This is a genomic window from Mycobacterium alsense (genome assembly GCF_002086635.1).
Taxonomy (GTDB): domain Bacteria; phylum Actinomycetota; class Actinomycetes; order Mycobacteriales; family Mycobacteriaceae; genus Mycobacterium; species Mycobacterium alsense.
In genome coordinates this window covers 58,996-74,120 of record NZ_MVHD01000021.1, presented here as the reverse complement: position 1 = coordinate 74,120, position 15,125 = coordinate 58,996, and the positions used below count along the sequence as shown (strand labels likewise).

The window sequence follows — 15,125 nt, the reverse complement described above, 5'->3', positions numbered from 1 at the left end:
TGCGCCCATCAATCGCGTTGCGCTGACCGGCCAACTCCGCGAGCTCCTCGAACAACACCGCAAGACGCTCCTTGGGGATCACCACCACGGAAGACGACGCGATCGAAGACATGACCTCATCATCGCAGTGGGGTACGACAACTCCCGGCGGCCCGATCCACGCGAGGGCACGACCGTCATCAAACCGGCCGGTGCTCGGCACGGTAGCTTGGCCGAGGCACCTCGAACTAGGCGTTTTTGCGTTTGGCTCTGTCTTCCAGCTCCGAGGTCAAGCCGAACCTCTCAACGAGCGTCAACCAATCCGCCCCCGAGACCACGTAGGCAGGCCGTTCGTTCGGCCGAGACGCATGGCCGCGCCACGAAAAGCGAAATGCCGCCCCCGCCAAGTCAAGACATCCGATCGTCAGTGGTTGCGCGCCGGGAAGATGCACCGCAAGGCCAGGGGTCGCGGGGTAGTCATACGTGCTGCCGTCGCCGCTCGTGACGCTGTCGGCCTGAAAAGTCGCCGGAGTCGCGGTCACGTCCGCGCGCAACGCCGAGGCACGATGCGCAGCGCCGCTCGGGTCGAGCACCCGCATGGCGTCGTCGTCGACGTCAAGGACCAGGCTCGGCTCCGAGAGTGACCGCTGAAATCGACGCTGCTTTCCGAATGCAAACGACCCGAACTCCTCGGCCAGATAGGGGTTGGGAAACAGCAAACACCGAGTCGGTTCCCCCAGTGCGGGACCGCGCAAGTCCAGCCCGCCGCGGTACCCGGCCACGGAGAGAAGCCCATCGAATTGCGCGGCCCACAACCACGCATCGACGGTCTGGACGGGCGGTGCGTCGAGCCGCGTTTCCGGAGCGATGCGACGATCTCGCCCCCCGAGAACAAATCGACGGGAGCCACTGTGCAGGTGCAGGGCCACGCCCATGTTCACCCAGGGGCCCAGCTTTGCATCGACCAAGGGAAAAACAGTGCGCCGCTGATTGAAGGTCAAGCCGCCGCTCACGACGCCGATGAGAACCTTTCGGCGCGACCGCCACCACACGTAGGCGGTCCCCGCCAGAGCGAAAACAGAAAGCGCCGCGAGCCCCGCGGCGGCGAGCGCGAAACCCTGGCTCCGCCCGGTAACGAATGACCCGACCATCGCCAAGATCAACGCCAACATCGCCGCCTGCACGAGGTACCGGCCCTTTCCGGTGGCAAAAGCGGTCATTTGCGCGGACATGGTCGGGGACGACGCCACGAACTGGCGCGATGCAGCAGCTTCGTCGTCGACGCTCATCGGAAAAGTATGGGGCAACGGGCACCTACCGGTCCCAAAGTCGGGCCGGTGCTCGAGTCGCCCGGGACATGCCCCGACGACCTTCACCGCCCTCGGCCGGGGCGATCGCGCAAGACAACGGCAACCGCTTGGCCGCGTCGGGCTGGCGCCGCGAGACGGCGACCACCGCCGCGATGGCACGTACCGTCCCCTCCGGTGCACGGCTCAGGGTTTGGCGAAGCCGTACTGGGCGAGGACGCTTTGCCCCGTGCCGCCGGTCACCATGGCCACGAACTTCTGCGCCAGCGCCTGCTGCGGAGCTTGCTTCAGCACCGCGATCGGATACACGTTCACCGCCCCGGCGGCCTCATCGAAGGCGACGGTGCTGACCTTGTTTCCCGCGCCGCGGGCGTCGGTGACGTACACCAGGCCGGCGTCCGCTTGCCCCGTGGTGACCTTGCTGAGGACGTCGGTCACGCTGGGTTCCTCACTGACCGGGTTCAGGCGCACCCCCGTGCTGTCCTCGACGCGGCGGGTCGCCGCCCCGCACGGCACCGGCTTCTGGCAGAGCACCACGGCCAGCCCCGGCCTGGCGAGATCGGCCAGCGAGCCCACGCGCTTGGGGTTGCCCGGCGCGGTCACGATGACAAGGGTGTTCGACGCGAAGTTCGCCGGGGCGCCGGCCAGCAGGCCCGCCTTGGCGACGACGTCCATCTGCGCGGTGTCCGCGGACGCGAAGACGTCGGCGGTCGCGCCCTGCGTCAACTGCGTGGCCAGCTCCGAGGAGCCCGCGAACTCGAAATCGACGCTGCTGCCGGCATTTTCGGCGTTGAACTGTTGACCGATCTCGGTGAAGGCCGGCTTCAGGGAGGCCGCGGCGAACACCACGACCTTTCCCTGGCTCGGCGCGGGCCGGGCGGGGGTCGACCTCGATCCGCACCCGGTCGGGCCGGTGATCAGCACGGCCGAAACCGCGGCAGCGAGGATCCCGATCCGACGCATGAGGGAACCCTAGCCCGCCGATAATGCGGCCCACTTGGCTGCCGAATCGCCGCAACGTCGTGACGGCCGGGCGACGGCACCCGGGGCGGCCGGGTGGCCGCCAAGTGGCGGCCGAAATAGTTACGAAAAATTATCCGCGCGTCGCGCGGCCCAGGATTTCGCGGAGTAGCTACTGTCCAGTAACATTGACGAAGATCGATGGCATCACGCGCTGATCCAGAGCCTGGGTTCAACAGCCTGGTTCAACGTTGAACACGAGGGAGGTCTGCCAGTGGAGGTGCTGGTCACCGGCGGGGACACCGAGCTGGGGCGCACAGTGGCCGAAGGCTTCCGCGACGACGGTCACAAGGTGACCCTCGTGGGCGCGCGCCGCGACGACGTGGAGATCGCCGCCAAGGAGCTCGAGGTGGACGCCATCGTCTGCGACACCACCGACCCGGCCAGCCTCGGCGAGGCGCGCGGATTGTTCCCCCACCACCTCGACACCATCGTCAACGTGCCGGCACCCGCCTGGGACCCGGGCGACCCGCGCACCTATTCGGTGTCCGACACGGCCAAAGCCTGGCGCAACGCCCTCGACGCGACGGTGCTGTCGGCGGTGCTGACCGTGCAGGCCACCGGCGACCACCTTCGCTCCGGTGGGTCCATCATCAGCGTGGTCGACGAGAACCCCGCCCCCGGCAGCGTCGACGCCGCGATCAAAGCGGCCCTGTCCAACTGGACCGCGGGGCAGGCAAGCGTTTTCGGAACCCGCGGGATCACGGTGAACGTCGTCGCGAGCGGGCGCAGCGCCCAGCCCGGCTACGACGGCCTGTCCCGCACGCCGCCGACGGTCGCGGAGGAGGTCGCCCGCCTGGCGCTGTTCCTCACCACCCCGGCGGCCCGCCACATCACCGGCCAGACTCTGCACGTCAGCCACGGGGCGCTGGCCCGGTTCGCCTGAGAGCGTAATTTCGGCCGTATCCCGCAGCACCGCGCCGCATTACGGTAGAGCGCGTGGCTATTCGACTCGGTCTGCAGATCCCGAACTTCTCCTACGGCACCGGGGTGGAGCAGCTCTTCCCCACCGTGCTGGCCCAGGCCCGCGAGGCCGATGAAGCCGGTTTCGATTCGGTCTTCGTGATGGACCACTTCTACCAGCTGCCCATGCTGGGCGATCCCGACCAGCCGATGCTGGAGGCCTACACCGCGCTGGGCGCGCTGGCCACCGGCACCGAACGGGTGCAGCTGGGCACGCTGGTGACGGGCAACACCTACCGCAACCCCACGCTGCTCGCCAAGATCATCACCACGCTGGACGTGGTGAGCGGCGGCCGGGCCATCCTGGGCATCGGGACCGGCTGGTTCGAGCTCGAGCACGATCAGCTCGGCTTCGAGTTCGGCACCTTCACCGACCGGTTCAACCGGCTCGACGAGGCGCTGCAGATCATCCTGCCGATGATCAAGGGCGAGCGGCCGACCTTCTCCGGCAAGTGGTACCGCGCCGAGCAGGCGATGGCCAATCCCCGCTTCCGCGACCACATTCCGTTGATGATCGGCGGCAGCGGGGAGAAGAAGACGATCCCACTCGCGGCCCGCCACTTCGACCACCTCAACGTGATCGCCGGGTTCGACGAGTTGCCGGCCAAGCTCAAGGTGGTGCGGGAACGATGCGAGGAGATCGGGCGCGATCCGGCCACGCTGGAGACCAGCACGCTGACCACGGTGGTCGTCGACGAGAACTTCAAGGCCGAGCAGATTCCCGCCGAGATGGCCCAGCGGATGGTGGTCGGCAGCGCCGACTCGGTCGCCGACCAGATCAAGACGAAGGTGTTGGACGCCGGGATCGACGGCGTGATCATCAACATGCCGTTCTACACGCCCGGTGTCATCGCCGCGGCCGGCGAAGCCCTGCGCCCGCTGGTCGGCCTGTAACCCACGTCGCATCCCGCGTTGGGCATGACGAGCATCACGTCGGCCCGACCAGCCGCGATGCGGCGATGTGGTTGATTGCACACGGTTGCGATCTGGGTTTTCCGGGTATCGCCTCACTAGCGTGGTAGCTAACCGATTTCGCGTGTCCAGGAGCCCCCGTCAGGAGCAACCCCAACATGAGCCCGCAGGCAGAAATGACTGCTGCACCCAAGCGTCGTCACCAGGTCGTCATCATCGGGTCGGGATTCGGCGGACTCAACGCGGCAAAGAAACTCAAGCACGCCGACGTCGACATCAAGATGATCGCCCGCACCACCCACCACCTGTTCCAGCCGCTGCTGTATCAGGTGGCCACCGGCATCATCTCCGAGGGCGAGATCGCCCCGCCCACCCGCGTGGTGCTGCGCAAGCAGCGCAACGTCCAGGTGCTGCTGGGCAACGTCACCCACATCGACCTGGCCCGCCAGACCGTCGTGTCCGAGTTGCTCGGCCACAACTACGAAACCCCTTACGACAGCCTTATCGTCGCCGCCGGCGCCGGCCAGTCCTACTTCGGCAACGACCATTTCGCCGAGTTCGCCCCGGGCATGAAGTCGATCGACGACGCCCTGGAGCTGCGGGGCCGGATCTTGAGCGCCTTCGAGCAGGCCGAGCGGTCCAGCGACCCGGAGCGCCGCAAGAAGCTGCTGACCTTCACCGTGGTCGGCGCCGGCCCCACCGGCGTCGAAATGGCCGGGCAGATCGCCGAACTGGCCGAACACACCTTGAAGGGCGCGTTTCGGCACATCGACTCGACCAGGGCGCGGGTGATCCTGCTCGACGCCGCCCCGGCCGTATTGCCGCCGATGGGCGAAAAGCTCGGTGAGCGGGCGCGCGCGCGCCTGGAGAAGATGGGGGTCGAGATCCAGCTGGGCGCCATGGTCACCGACGTGGACCGCAACGGGATCACCGTGCGCGACTCCGACGGCACCGTCCGGCGCATCGAGTCGGCGTGCAAGGTGTGGTCGGCGGGGGTGCAGGCCAGCGGGCTGGGCCGGGACCTCGCCGAGCAGTCGGCGGTCGAACTCGACCGCGCCGGCCGGGTCAAGGTCCTCCCCGACCTGTCGATCCCGGGGCATCCGAACGTGTTCGTCGTCGGCGACATGGCGGCGGTCGAGGGCGTGCCGGGCGTGGCACAGGGCGCCATCCAGGGCGCCAAGTACGTCGCCAGCACCATCAAGGCCGAGCTCGGCGGGGCCGACCCGGCCGAGCGCGAGCCCTTCCAGTACTTCGACAAGGGGTCGATGGCCACGGTCTCGCGGTTCTCCGCGGTCGCCAAGATCGGCCCGCTGGAGTTCAGCGGCTTCATCGCCTGGCTGATGTGGCTGGTGCTGCACCTCGTGTACCTGATCGGGTTCAAGACCAAGATCACCACGCTGCTGTCGTGGACGGTGACGTTCCTCAGCACCCGGCGCGGCCAGCTGACGATCACCGAGCAGCAGGCGTTCGCCCGGACGCGGCTCGAACAGCTGGCCGAACTGGCCGCGGAGGCCCGCGGCTCCGCCGCCGTCGAACGCGTCGCCAGCTAGCCGGCCAGCCGGTCGCCCTGCCAGGTGCTGAGCGTCCCGCCGCCGGCCAGCTCCAGCACGGTCGACCCGTCGTCGATGGCGCCGTCCGGGAGGTCGAAATCCCCTGCGGGGTAGCGTAATTCGTTGACCGTCGCGCGCGGCGCGGAGATGGCGTCGTCGGCCAACGATCCCGCTCCCAGTTCCACCCGGTGACGCAACAGCGGGCGGCCGTCGCGGTCGGCGTGCAGCGACCCCGACCAAAACCCTTCGTGCTCACGGCATCTGCCGATCTGCACCCGCTCACGCAACCGGATCCGGCCGTCGTCCTGCAGGAAAAGGGCCACGCTGGACACGTGCCGGGCGTCGGCGGCGACCACCGTCGGCTCGAGGTCGAGGTCGAGGCATCCGCTCACCTCGATCCGCCAGTGCGCGTGCGACGTCGGGGTGTCCGGCCCCGGCAGGGCCACGGCGGCCGCTGCGCTGCGCAGCCGCAACCGGCCGCCCCGTTCGACGACGACGCGAATGTCGATGGCGTCGCCGCCCAGCGGGGTGGCTGCCGCCGACACCAGGTGCACGGTGTCGGCCGCGGTGCACCGCCCCGCCACGGCGCCGCGGCACTCGATGCGCGGCACCCGACCGCCGGACGCGACCAGCAGGACCTCGGAGCGCATCTACGGCGACGCGGCCAGCTGGGTGCGGACCCAGGCCAGCGCCTCGGTGGCCGCGGGGTCCTTCGTCAACGACTGCAGGATCGTCGGCCGCCCCCCGCGCACGGCGTCCGCGTCTCGCGCCATCACCTCCAGGTCGGCGCCGACCAACGGCGCCAGATCGATCTTGTTGACCACCAACAGGTCCGAGTAGGTCACCCCCGGGCCGCCCTTGCGCGGTACCTTGTCCCCGCCGGCGACGTCGATGACGAAGATCTGCGCGTCCACCAGGCCCGACGAGAAGGTGGCCGTCAGGTTGTCGCCGCCGGACTCGACCAGGATCAGGTCCAGCGCGTCGTGGGCGGCGATCAGGTCGTCGATCGCGTCCAGGTTGGCGGTGATGTCGTCGCGGATCGCCGTGTGCGGGCAGCCCCCGGTCCGCACGGCCGTGATGCGGTCGTCGGGCAGCACCGCGTTGCGGCGCAGGAAGTCGGCGTCCTCGGTCGTGTAGATGTCGTTGGTCAGCACCGCCACTGACAGCTCGTCGCGCAGCTGCCGGCACAGGGCGGCCACCAGCGCGGTCTTGCCGGAGCCGACCGGTCCCCCGACGCCGATGCGCAGCGGCTCCCCCGGCCGCCGGGCCCGCCTCGGCCGGTCCTGGACGGGGTGCGGGTGCGCGTGGGAATGCGTTGGCATGGTGTGCCTTTCAGGACGCGAATAGGGGCCGCTCGCGCTCCGCGTGGTGCTGGGCGAGCGCGTCGAGCAAGGGATCGGACAGGTCGGCCAGCCCGGCGGTGGCCTCGGTGGCGGTGTGCTCGCACAGGCCGGACAGCTCGAAGGTGAGGGCCGCGACGGCGGCGGGGTCCAGCGCCAGCAGCCGCTGGGCCGCGGTGGCCGAGGCGGTCATCGTGGTGTACACGACGTGCAGCGCGCTGTGTTCGGGCAGCAGGCCGCTCACCGCCCCGACCCGGCCGGCGGCCACCGCGAGATGCGGGCGCGCGCCCAGGTCGTCGAAGTCCGCGCCCGGCCACACCCGGCGCGCCAGCCGCGCCAGGCCCCGCCCCTGGCTGCGTGACGCGGCCCGGGCCGCGGGCGCGGGCGTGCGCGCGTCGGTCTCGCAATCCGCGTCGTCGACGGAGATGTCGCCGCGATGCACCGCCGCGGCCACCGACCCCGACACCAGTCCCTGCGTGCGAATCTTGCGCACCAGGAACGCCTTCAGCGTGACGAGGTCGGTGACGACGCCGCGGGTGACCGCCTCCTCGATGCCGCCGGAGTGCACATGCGCACCGGTGGGCAGCCGCGAGTCCGCCAGCGCGAGCAGGGTGGTCAGTGGGGTATGGGCCATCGAAACCATCAGAACAGGAAATATCGTTGCGCCATGGGAAGTTCGGTGGCCGGCTGCTCCGGCCAGACCTCGCCGTCGATGCGCACGGTGAACGTGTCGGGGTCGATGTCGATGACCGGCATGGCGTCGTTGAGCGGCAGATCGGCCTTGCCGACGTGGCGGACGTCCTTGACGGGCACCAACTGCCTTGTGAGGGACAGCCTTTCGGCCAGCCCGGCCTCGAGGGCGTGCGGGGCCACGAAGTGCACCGAGGTGGCGGCGGCGGTCGCCGGCGCGGCGCCGAACATCGGGCGCGCAAGGACCGGTTGGGGGGTCGGGATCGAGGCATTGGCGTCGCCCATCGCCGCCCACGCGATCACGCCGCCCTTGAGCACCAGGTGCGGCCGGACCCCGAAGAACGCGGGCTCCCACAACACCAGGTCGGCGAGCTTCCCAACCGCGACCGAGCCGATCTCGTGATCGAGCCCGTGCGTGATCGCGGGGCAGATGGTGTATTTGGCGACGTAGCGCCGCGCCCGGTTGTTGTCCGCCGCGTTTGGGCCGGAGCCGTCGCCGGGCAGCGCGCCGCGGCGGCGTTTCATCACGTGCGCGGTCTGCCAGGTGCGGATCACCACCTCGCCGATGCGGCCCATCGCCTGCGAGTCGCTGCCGATCATCGAGATCGCGCCAAGGTCGTGCAGCAGGTCCTCGGCGGCCATCGTCGACGGCCTGATGCGGCTCTCGGCGAACGCCAAATCCTCGGGCACCGCGGGATTGAGGTGATGGCAGACCATGAGCATGTCCAGGTGCTCGTCGAGCGTGTTCACCGTGTGCGGGCGGGTCGGGTTGGTCGAGCTCGGCAATACGTTCGGTTCGGCCGCAACCCGCATGATGTCGGGCGCGTGGCCGCCCCCGGCGCCCTCGGTGTGGTAGGTGTGGATCGAGCGGCCCGCGATGGCGGCGAGGGTGTCTTCGACGAACCCCATTTCGTTGAGGGTGTCGGTGTGCAGCGCGACCTGCACGCCCGCGGCGTCGGAGACGGTCAGGCAGGCGTCGATGGCCGCGGGCGTCGATCCCCAGTCCTCGTGCAACTTGAAACCCGAAGCGCCGCCGCGCAACTGCTCCCACAACCCCTCGGCGCTGACGGTGTTGCCCTTGCCGAGCAGCGCGAAGTTCAACGGCCAGGAATCCAGCGCCTCGAGCATCCGGGCCAGATGCCATTCGCCGGGCGTGACGGTGGTGGCCTTGGTGCCCTCCGCGGGCCCGGTGCCGCCGCCGATGATGGTGGTGATGCCGGACCCCAGCGCCTCGGGCATCAGCTGCGGGCAGATCAGATGGACGTGGCAGTCAATCGCGCCCGCGGTGAGGATTCGTCCGTTGCCGCCGATGACTTCGGTGGACGGGCCGACCACCAGGTCCGGATGCACGCCCGACATGACGTCGGGGTTGCCGGCCTTGCCGATGGCGACGATGCGGCCGTCACGAATCCCGATGTCGGCCTTGATGATTCCCCAATGGTCGATGATCACCGCGCCGGTGATGACGGTGTCGGGGGCGCCGTCGGCGCGGCTTACGCGCCCCTGGCCCATCGATTCGCGCAGCACCTTGCCGCCGCCGAACACCGCCTCGTCACCGGCCAGACCCGGTCCCCCGCTGCGGTCTTCGGTGATTTCCACCAGCAGGTCGGTGTCGGCCAGCCGGATCCGGTCGCCGGTGGTCGGGCCGAAAAGATCGGCGTAACGCTCCCTGGACAGCCGCGTCATGCGGGGTCGAGCCGTCCGGGCGGGTCCAGGGTCAGACCGTGCACTTCGCGCCGCCCCCGCAGCGGGACGAGCCGGACCGTCTGGGCGATGCCCGGCTCGAAACGAACCGCGGTGGCCGCCGGAACGTCCAGCCGGTGTCCGTGGGCGGCCGCACGGTCGAACGACAGCGCGGCGTTGGCCTGCGGAAGGTGGACGTGGCTGCCGACCTGAACCGGACGGTCACCGGTGTTCACGATCGTCATCTCGAGGCGCTGCGCGGCAGCATTGATGTCGATATCGCCTGTGCCATAAATGATTTCGCCGGGAATCATGGGATCGGGTGATGGACGGTGACCAGCTTGGTGCCATCCGGGAACGTCGCTTCCACCTGTACGTCGTCGATCATCTCCGGCACTCCCTCCATCACGTCGTCGCGGCCCAGCACGTCACACCCGCTGGCCATCAGTTCGGCGACGCTGCGGCCGTCCCGTGCGCCTTCGAGGATGTGGTCGGTGATGACGGCGACGGCCTCCGGGAAATTGAGGCGGAGGCCCCGGCCCCGGCGTCGGCGGGCCAGCTCGGCGGCGTAGGACAGCATCAGTCGCTCTTGCTCGTGCGGGGTGAGGAGCATGTCTGTAAATCCTGCCAGTCGGGGCCTTGCAGCCCCAACGTGCTACACCGTCCGCCGCGGCCGTTACCGCGCCGGAATGGCGTCGGCGTGTGGGGCGTCGCTGTTGGCGTAGGCCCGGGTGGACGCCATGTACAGCACGCCGACGCCGATGATGAGGCCCGACATGAGCAGCACGACCCAGTTGTCGTACCACGGGGCCTCGGGGGTCCGCGGCCAGCAGACGTTGACGATCGCCGCCACCCCGTAGACCAGGGCCCCGACGTTGACGGGCATCCCCCAGCGGCCCAGCTGGTACTTGCCGGACGGCTTCCAGCCCTTGATCCTGGCCCGCAGGGCGGCCAGCACCACCATCTGGAACCCGAGGTAGACCCCGACCGTGCCGAAGCTGACCAGCTTGTTGAGCGGGTGCTCGGACAACAGCGAACCGATGATCAACCCGGCCGGGATGATGACCGCGGCCAACAGGGAGTACGGCGGCACGTGCCGCTTGTGGTCGAAGTGCGCCAGCAGCCGGGAGCCCGCGATCATGCCGTCGCGTCCGTAGGAGAAGATCAGCCGGCTCGCGGCGGCCTGCAGGCTCAGCGCGCACGACACGAACGAGATCAACACGATCCCCAGCACGATCCGGGATCCGACGTCCCCGAATGCGCTTTGTAGGACGGTGTCGATCGGGTTGGTGTCCTCGCCGCGGATCACCGCGCCGAAGTCGGTGACCGACAGGATCAGGCTCAGGCAGACGAATGTCGAGGCGGCCCCGCCGATGTAGATGGTGCGCCGCATCGCCTTCGGGATCTGGATGCCGGGGTTGCGGACCTCCTCGGCGACGTCGCCGCACGCCTCGAACCCGAAGAACTGGTAGAGGCCGATGAGGCCGGCGGCCAGGAAGGCGCCGAGGAAGCTGTGATGGCCCTCGGCCCCGAAGCTGTGGAACAGCACGCCGAGGCCGTGATGCCGGTGCGCGATGAGCAGCCACATGCCGACCACCAGGGCGCCGATGAGCTCGGCGGTGAATCCGAAGATCGCGAAGTAGCCCAGGATCTTGGTCCCGGTCAGGTTGATGAGGGTCGCCACCGCCAGCACGGCCAGTCCGCAACAGACCTTGGCCGGCACGGTGGGCGCGAAGCCGAACATCGCAGCCACGTAGGGGCCCGCGCCGAAGGCCGCGTCGGCGATGAGGGCCAACAGGCAGAACATATAGATCCACCCCGTCATCCACGCCCATTTGCGGCCCCACAGCCGGCGCGCCCACGGGTACACACCACCGGCCACTGGGAATTGCGCGACGACCTCGCTGAAGACGAGCGCCACCAGCATCTGTCCCGCGCCGACGATCAGCAGGCTCCAGATCATCGGCGGGCCGGCGGTGGCCCGGGCGAACGCGAACACCGTGTAGATGCCGACCACGGGCGACAGGTAGGTGAAGCCCAGGGAGAAATTCGCCCACGGGCTCATGTCGCGCTTGAACTCCGAGGAGAAGCCCAGCGCCTTCAGCTGCGCGAGGTCCTCGTCGTCGCTGGCGGTGTCGGGCACGACGCCGGCGGCCGCCGCACCCGCCGGGAGCCGCGTGTCCTCCGCGCCGTCGTGCACCGGGGCGCCGCCCGCCATGTCGACGGCCACGTCGCCCTCCAGACTGTTATCAGTACCGGCGAACTTCATGAAAAACAATTGAACCGACCCCAATCGTCGAAAACTGTTGTGCTATTGAAGGTTTCGCAACCACTTCCCACTACTTTTCCGAGGCCTCCTTGATCAGCGCGGAGGCCGTGCGCTTGAGCACATCGCGCTGCCTGGTCACGTCGGCCATCGCCTTGCGCAGCTGGTTGAGCTCGTCGCGTTCGCTCAGCGCGGCCGCCTCGGTCACGCTGTCGGCGCTCGTGTTCGGCTTGACCCAGCGGGCCGCCGCGTCGTCGTCCATGCCCGATTCGCCGGGCAGCGCCGCGACCACCTTCTGGCGCCCGCCGGCCCGAAGGCGGCTCTGGTCGCCCCGCGGCGCGTTGACGACGCTGGCCACCGGGCCCATCGGCATGCCGCCCATGAACCCGCCCGGCCCGGCCTGGGGCAACCCGTCCAGCCCGGCGGCCGGCAACGCGGTGGCGGCCAACCGGATCGCAGGCGAGGCATTCGCGGCGTTCCACGCCGCGGGCACCGACAACTTGCCGACGGTGGCCGCCTCGCCCAGGCCGGCCGAGGGGCCTGCTGTCGACGAGCCCGCCAGCGTCGAGCCGACGCCTCCCGCCCCCGTCACGTCGGACGCCGCAGTCGCGGGTGCCGACAGCGCACTCACCAACGGGTTCCAGGCAGCGGCGACCGGCGGCGCGAGGGTCAGCATGGCGCCGGACGCGTCGAAGTTGAGACCCTCGGAGAGGAGCTGATAGCCGACCGTCCCCGCGCTCAACGTGTGGAACGTCTGGAACGGACCGCTGGTCAGCACATTCAGGATCGGATTCGGACCATTGAGGTAGTCAATGATCGGATTCGACGCCGCAGCCGGTGTCGGCGAACCCGACGAGAGACTGTGCAGCAGGTTCGGCACGGTCGACTGGGCGCTCGACCCGGCCGCGGTGGCCGCGTTGTTGACCGCGGTGTCCTGCGTCGTCGTCCCGGCCTGGTTGGTGGTCTGCGGCGGTGTGGTGAAAGCGGTCAGCTTCGTCGCGGCCGCCGAGGCGCCGGCGTAGCCGTACATCGCGGCGGCGTCCTGGGCCCACATCTCGGCGTACTGCGCCTCGGTGGTCGCGATCGCCGGGGTGTTCTGCCCGAAAGTGTTGGTGGCCACCAAGGATGCCAACAGCGCCCGGTTCACCTCGATCTCAAGCGGGGGCACTGTGGCCGCAAACGCCGCCTCGTAGGCCGCGACCGCCGACCCGAGTTGGCTGGCGGTTTGCCCGGCCTGCGTGGCGGTCGCGTTCATCCAGGACAGATACGGAGTCACCGCCGCGGCCATCGCCCCCGACGACGGGCCCACCCAGGGCCCACTCGTGAGCGCGGCCACCACCGCCCGGTAGGAGCTCGCCGTCGAATTCAGCTCCGTGGCCAACGTGGTCCAGGCGGTCGCTGCCGCCGCCAGCGACCCCGCCCCCGGGCCCGTGTACATCCGGGCGGAGTTGATCTCGGGCGGCAATCCCGCGAAATCCAGGCCGATCACAGCATGGCCTCCTTGATCAGGCGGGCCGCCGCATCGCGCTCCATCGCCGCTTCGGCGATCTCCTTGCGCAGCTTGTCGAGCTCCTGGCGTTCCCCGTCGCTCAACGCGCTGGCGACGTGACGGACCGTTCGCTGTGGCTGCGCGGCCGGGGCGAGGGGCATGCCCTCGGCGCCGTCTTCCCCGGGCATCGTCGGGATGACCTTTTGACCCGTCCCCGACCGCGCCCGGGTCTGCTCGCCGCGGGGCGCGTTGACCAGGCTGCCGACCGGCGGGATGCCGCCGACGAAGCCCCCCGGCGCCTCGGCCTGCGGCACCGCGCCCAGCCCGGCCGTCGCCAGCGGCGACGCGCTGCTGGCGAGCCGGATGCCCGGCCCGGACGTCCAGGATTGCGGCACCGACAGCTTGCCGATCGAGTCGGCCCCGCCCACGCTCGCCGCGACGGATCCACCCGTTCCCGGGCCGGCCGAGCTCACCAGCGCGCCGAGTCCCGCGTCGGGCGCCACGTCAGCGGCCGTGGCCGCGGCCGCGGGCAGCGCGAGCCCGTACAGGCCGCCCAGCAGGGGTGTGATCCCCGAAGCGGTGAACAATGGCCCACTGATGGTGAGGGCCCAGTTGCCCACATCGGTGGTGAACACGTTGAGGGCCTGACCCGTGGTGGTGCCCAGCACTTCTTCCACGAAGGAGAACGGGTCGAACGCGCCACCGGTCCCGAGGGTCTGCAGCGCGCCGGGCACCAGGTCCATCGCCTGCGTGAGGCCCGACTGGACGCCCGGTCCGGCGGCGGCGTTCGCGGCTTCGGTGACCGCGGCGGCCTGGGCGGCCGTCCCGCCCGGGTCGGTGGTCTGCGGTGGTGTGGTGAAAGCGGTCAGCTTCGTCGCGGCCGCCGAGGCGCCGGCGTAGCCGTACATCGCGGCGGCGTCCTGCGCCCACATCTCGGCGTACTGCGCCTCGGTGGCCGCGATGGCCGGGGTGTTCTGCCCCAGGATGTTGGTGGCCACCAGCGCCGCCAGCAGCGCGCGATTGACCTCGATCTCCGGCGGCGGCACCGTGGCCATGAACGCCGCCTCGTAGGCGGCCACCGCGGATTTGAGCTGAGTTGCGGTCTGCTCGGCCTGGGCGGCCGTGGCGGTCATCCACGACAGGTAGGGAGTCATCGCGGCCGTCATCACGGTCGACGACGGGCCCACCCACGGTCCGCCGGTGAGCTCGACAAGCGCCGACCGGTACGCGCTAGTCGCGAAATTCAGCTCGGCCGCCAGCCCGTCCCACGCCGAGGCGGCCGCCACCATCGGGCCCGAGCCCGCTCCGGCATACATCCGTCCGGAATTGAACTCGGGTGGAAACAACGCGAAATCCACCGCTAACTCCCCCTAGCCAGCGCGCCGGGCGCAAACGTTGCGGCCGCCACCACCGCCCGAATGGTGGTTTGGCGCTCGCCTTTGAATTCAAGACGCGGCGCGCGATATGGTGTCCCCCTCGATGTGCGTGTCACCGCACCGATGTGTATGTCGCCATACCGGCGCCCAGGTTGCCGCACAAGTGCTTAATAGTGACAGCCAACGCTGTAGTAACCCTGGTTAACTCCTGGGAATTAGCTGGGAGATGTCGACTCGAGGCCTGAGCGCCCGCGCGCCGGCGAACTCAATAGAGCTCGAAGGACGTCGCCGGCCAACGGTAGGCCGGGGGGCTGACCGACCCCATCCGGCCGTCGCGGCGGGCGACGCGAGGGCCAGCGGTCGGCTTGGGCGACCCAGCGGCAAAGTACTTGTGCGGCAACGAATTAGTTACGCCAGAACGCGAGCACGCCGACAACGGCAGCGCGGGTGGCCGGCATTCGCGGCGACCGCTCAGCGGAGCCGATCATCCCGGCCCATCCCCGCGCGCGCCGTACACGCCCGGCGAACCGCGCTCCCGTTTCGAAGTCGC

Annotated in this window: 14 protein-coding genes; 3 read left to right on the top strand and 11 right to left on the bottom strand. The window is 69.7% G+C overall.

The features are described from left to right. Nucleotides 1-227: 227 nt before the first annotated feature. Complete coding sequence (locus tag BST11_RS14045) at nucleotides 228-1,268, bottom strand: hypothetical protein (protein ID WP_083138548.1); 1,041 nt, start codon at nucleotides 1,266-1,268, stop codon at nucleotides 228-230. A gap of 204 nt (nucleotides 1,269-1,472) precedes the next feature. Continuing rightward, on the bottom strand, nucleotides 1,473-2,249 hold the full coding sequence (gene modA, locus BST11_RS14040; protein WP_083138547.1) for a molybdate ABC transporter substrate-binding protein: 777 nt from the start codon (nucleotides 2,247-2,249) through the stop codon (nucleotides 1,473-1,475). A 265-nt stretch (nucleotides 2,250-2,514) separates the two neighbouring features. On the opposite strand from modA, the gene BST11_RS14035 reads away from it, so the two are divergent. The 3 genes from BST11_RS14035 to BST11_RS14025 all read left to right on the top strand — a co-directional run bounded on the left by BST11_RS14035 (nucleotide 2,515) and on the right by BST11_RS14025 (nucleotide 5,731). Further along, nucleotides 2,515-3,192 (top strand): SDR family oxidoreductase, encoded by a 678-nt coding sequence (locus BST11_RS14035; protein ID WP_083138546.1) that lies wholly within the window; start codon nucleotides 2,515-2,517, stop codon nucleotides 3,190-3,192. 53 nt (nucleotides 3,193-3,245) lie between these two features. Continuing rightward, a complete protein-coding gene (locus BST11_RS14030) occupies nucleotides 3,246-4,163 on the top strand; it encodes an LLM class F420-dependent oxidoreductase (protein WP_083138545.1) in 918 nt (305 codons plus the stop codon). 176 nt (nucleotides 4,164-4,339) lie between these two features. Next, a complete protein-coding gene (locus BST11_RS14025) occupies nucleotides 4,340-5,731 on the top strand; it encodes an NAD(P)/FAD-dependent oxidoreductase (protein ID WP_083138544.1) in 1,392 nt (463 codons plus the stop codon). Here the strand turns inward: BST11_RS14025 and BST11_RS14020 are convergent. From BST11_RS14020 to BST11_RS28950, 9 genes are all read right to left on the bottom strand, one after another. Continuing rightward, nucleotides 5,728-6,381: an urease accessory protein UreD gene (locus tag BST11_RS14020; RefSeq protein WP_083138543.1), complete on the bottom strand. Its 654-nt coding sequence runs from the start codon at nucleotides 6,379-6,381 to the stop codon at nucleotides 5,728-5,730. The two genes, BST11_RS14025 and BST11_RS14020, sit on opposite strands and share 4 nt — an antisense overlap. Next, nucleotides 6,382-7,053 (bottom strand): urease accessory protein UreG, encoded by a 672-nt coding sequence (gene ureG / locus BST11_RS14015; RefSeq protein WP_083138542.1) that lies wholly within the window; start codon nucleotides 7,051-7,053, stop codon nucleotides 6,382-6,384. Between the two features lie 10 nt (nucleotides 7,054-7,063). After that, complete coding sequence (locus BST11_RS14010; RefSeq protein WP_083138556.1) at nucleotides 7,064-7,705, bottom strand: urease accessory protein UreF; 642 nt, start codon at nucleotides 7,703-7,705, stop codon at nucleotides 7,064-7,066. 8 nt (nucleotides 7,706-7,713) lie between these two features. Then, complete coding sequence (locus BST11_RS14005; RefSeq protein ID WP_083138541.1) at nucleotides 7,714-9,447, bottom strand: urease subunit alpha; 1,734 nt, start codon at nucleotides 9,445-9,447, stop codon at nucleotides 7,714-7,716. Next, nucleotides 9,444-9,758, bottom strand: a complete 315-nt coding sequence (locus BST11_RS14000; protein ID WP_083138540.1) for an urease subunit beta — start codon at nucleotides 9,756-9,758, stop codon at nucleotides 9,444-9,446. Before BST11_RS14000 ends, BST11_RS14005 begins: the two co-directional genes overlap by 4 nt. Next, a complete protein-coding gene (locus BST11_RS13995) occupies nucleotides 9,755-10,057 on the bottom strand; it encodes an urease subunit gamma (protein WP_083138539.1) in 303 nt (100 codons plus the stop codon). Before BST11_RS13995 ends, BST11_RS14000 begins: the two co-directional genes overlap by 4 nt. Nucleotides 10,058-10,120: 63 nt before the next feature. Further along, nucleotides 10,121-11,713 carry an APC family permease gene (locus tag BST11_RS13990; RefSeq protein WP_244897645.1) on the bottom strand — a complete coding sequence of 531 codons (1,593 nt, stop codon included), beginning with the start codon at nucleotides 11,711-11,713 and terminating at the stop codon, nucleotides 10,121-10,123. Nucleotides 11,714-11,783: 70 nt separating this feature from the next. Continuing rightward, a complete protein-coding gene (locus BST11_RS13985; RefSeq protein ID WP_169834911.1) occupies nucleotides 11,784-13,190 on the bottom strand; it encodes a PPE family protein in 1,407 nt (468 codons plus the stop codon). Nucleotides 13,191-13,195: 5 nt separating this feature from the next. Beyond that, nucleotides 13,196-14,557: a PPE family protein gene (locus tag BST11_RS28950; protein WP_083138538.1), complete on the bottom strand. Its 1,362-nt coding sequence runs from the start codon at nucleotides 14,555-14,557 to the stop codon at nucleotides 13,196-13,198. Nucleotides 14,558-15,125: the final 568 nt, after the last annotated feature.